At 67.7% G+C, this 2,262-nt stretch carries 2 protein-coding genes and 1 tRNA gene; 2 read left to right on the top strand and 1 reads right to left on the bottom strand.

All coding sequences use genetic code 11. From position 1 onward, the window contains the following. Window positions 1-40: 40 nt before the first annotated feature. Window positions 41-127 (bottom strand) — tRNA-Leu (locus AB1346_01800). A gap of 147 nt (window positions 128-274) precedes the next feature. Between AB1346_01800 and pyk the strand changes: the two genes are divergently transcribed. Both pyk and AB1346_01810 read left to right on the top strand, forming a co-directional pair. Continuing rightward, the gene (gene pyk, locus AB1346_01805; GenBank protein ID MEW6719165.1) at window positions 275-1,672 is read left to right on the top strand and encodes a pyruvate kinase; all 1,398 of its coding nucleotides are present in this window, start codon (window positions 275-277) and stop codon (window positions 1,670-1,672) included. Between the two features lie 91 nt (window positions 1,673-1,763). After that, on the top strand, window positions 1,764-2,262 hold a 499-nt coding region (locus AB1346_01810), incomplete at its 3' end, for a CvpA family protein (protein MEW6719166.1).

Here is a 2,262-nt window from a genome sequence, read left to right on the forward strand (position 1 = left end):
GGGAGCAAAGGATATTCTCCATGCTCCCTTGAACGTTTCATGGTGCCGGAGGCGGGGGTCGAACCCGCACGGCCTTGCGGCCACGGGATTTTGAGTCCCGCGCGTCTGCCAGTTCCACCACTCCGGCGGTAACGACTTACTTTATACATTCATGAGAACATGCGCAATAATGGGACACACCATAAAGGGACACACCAGGGAGCTTGAGGTCTGTCCCGGTTCAGCGGAAGATCTAAGGAACGTCCCTGTTCTGCTCTTTCATGGAGGTTCTCCCATGCTTCCTCCCGCCACCAAGATCGTCTGCACCATCGGGCCGGCGTCCGACTCCCCGTCCGTGATCGCGGGGATGATCCGGCAGGGGATGTCGGTCGCGCGGTTCAACTTCTCGCATGGGAAGCAGGAGTGGCATGCCGGCTTGATCGAGGCCGTCCGCGCGGAGGCGCGGAAGCAGGGGCGGCATGTGGCGATCCTGCAGGACCTGCAGGGGCCCAAGATCCGGCTGGGGCGGTTCGGGAACGGGTCGGTTGTCCTGCGGCGAGGGACCGAGTTCACCCTGACCACGGGGTACGTGACGGGGGACGAGACGATCTGCGGCGTCGATTACGAAGGGCTGCCGGCGGATGTCCGGCAGGGCGATCGCATCCTGCTGAAGGACGGCGCCGTGCGGCTGATCGTCCGGTCGGTCTCGGGGCGGCGGATACGGTGCAGAGTGGAGCAGGGGGGAACGGTGGGCGACCGGCAGGGAGTCAACCTGCCCGACGGGAAGGTGTCGCTGCCGTCCATGACGAGGAAAGACCGGCGGGACCTCGCATTCGGGCTGCAGCTTGGGGTCGATTTCGTGGCGCTCTCCTTCGTGCGGTCGGCGGGGGACGTGCGGGAGCTGCTCCGGGCAATCCGGGCGGCGGGGAAGGAGGTCCCCGTCGTCGCAAAACTGGAGAAGCCGCAGGCGCTGGAGAACCTCGACGGGATCCTGAAGGCGGCGGATTCGGTGATGGTCGCCCGGGGAGACCTCGGCGTGGAAGCCTCGCTGGAGGAGGTGCCGCATCTCCAGCGCAGGATCATCGCGGCGGCGCTCACGGCCGGCGTCAACGCGATCACGGCGACGCAGATGCTCGAATCGATGGTCGGAAGCCCCGTCCCCACGCGGGCGGAAGTCTCCGACGTAGCCCACGCAGTCTGGGACGGGACCGACGCGGTGATGCTGTCGGCGGAGACCTCCATGGGGAAATATCCCGTGAAGGCGGTCGAGACGATGCGGAAGGTGGTGGAGAGCGCCGAGCGGAGGATGCCTCCCGCCATGGGGGAGCTGTGGCGTCCGTACGGCACCGCGGGGGCGGTGGCGGACGCCGCGTGCCGGGCGGCGGCCGCGCTCCCGGCGAAGGCGGTGGTCGTGTTCACACGGTCCGGCCGCAGCGCGGCGATCATGGCGGCGTCGCGCCCCTCCGTCCCGGTGGTCGCCTTCACGCCGTCCCGCGGGGTCGCGGCGGCGATGGCGCTCTACCGGGGGGTGGAGCCGATGCTGCTGGAGGAGGAGGCGGATGCGACGGGGATGACGGAGAAGGCCGTGCGGGCGCTGCGTCGCCTGCGCAGGGTCGCGGCGGGGGACCCGCTGGTCCTGGTGCACGGCTCGCGGAACGCTCCATGCGATCAGCTGCGGATCGTCACCGCGTAACGATGCTCCCTGCGCTTCATGTCTGTCCCCCTTTTGCGGAAGATCTGACGATTCATGTACGTCCCCGTTCTGCGCGTTCTATAATGGCGCCATGAATCTGCTCGACATCGTCGTGGTCGCGCTGCTGGCGCTGTTCGCCGTCTTCGGCGTTTTGCGCGGGCTGGTGCGGCAGCTCTTCTCGATCGCGGGGCTGGTGGCGGGGCACATCGCCGGGATCCGGTTCTACGCCGACGCGGTCTCGCTCCTGAAGCTTTCTTTCCGATACGCCGAGGTGGCAGGATACGTGGGCATCCTCCTCGCCGTCTTCCTTGTCTTCTCCCTGCTCGGCGCCTTCATCGAGGCGAGGATCCGCAAGTCGAAGCTGTCGGCCGTGGACCGGCTCGGGGGGCTGGTCGCGGGAACGGCGAAGGGGGCGCTGCTGGCGGTGGGGCTGGTGTTCCTGCTGGTGATCGTCCTGCCGAAGGACGCGCGCGTGATCCGCGAGTCCAAGGCGGCGCCATACGCCATCGCCGCGGGGAAATGGCTCGCCGACGCCTTCCCGGAAAGCTTCGCCGACACGTTCCGGAAAAAGATCCGGGCGGCCGAGCAGC

The organism is Thermodesulfobacteriota bacterium, assembly GCA_040758155.1.
Lineage (GTDB): Bacteria > Desulfobacterota > Deferrimicrobia > Deferrimicrobiales > Deferrimicrobiaceae > UBA2219.

What these genes read in the sequence shown, in the direction of transcription:
- pyk (MEW6719165.1), top strand. Translation starts at nt 275, where the DNA reads ATGCTTCCTCCCGCCACCAAGATCGTCTGCACCATCGGGCCGGCGTCC.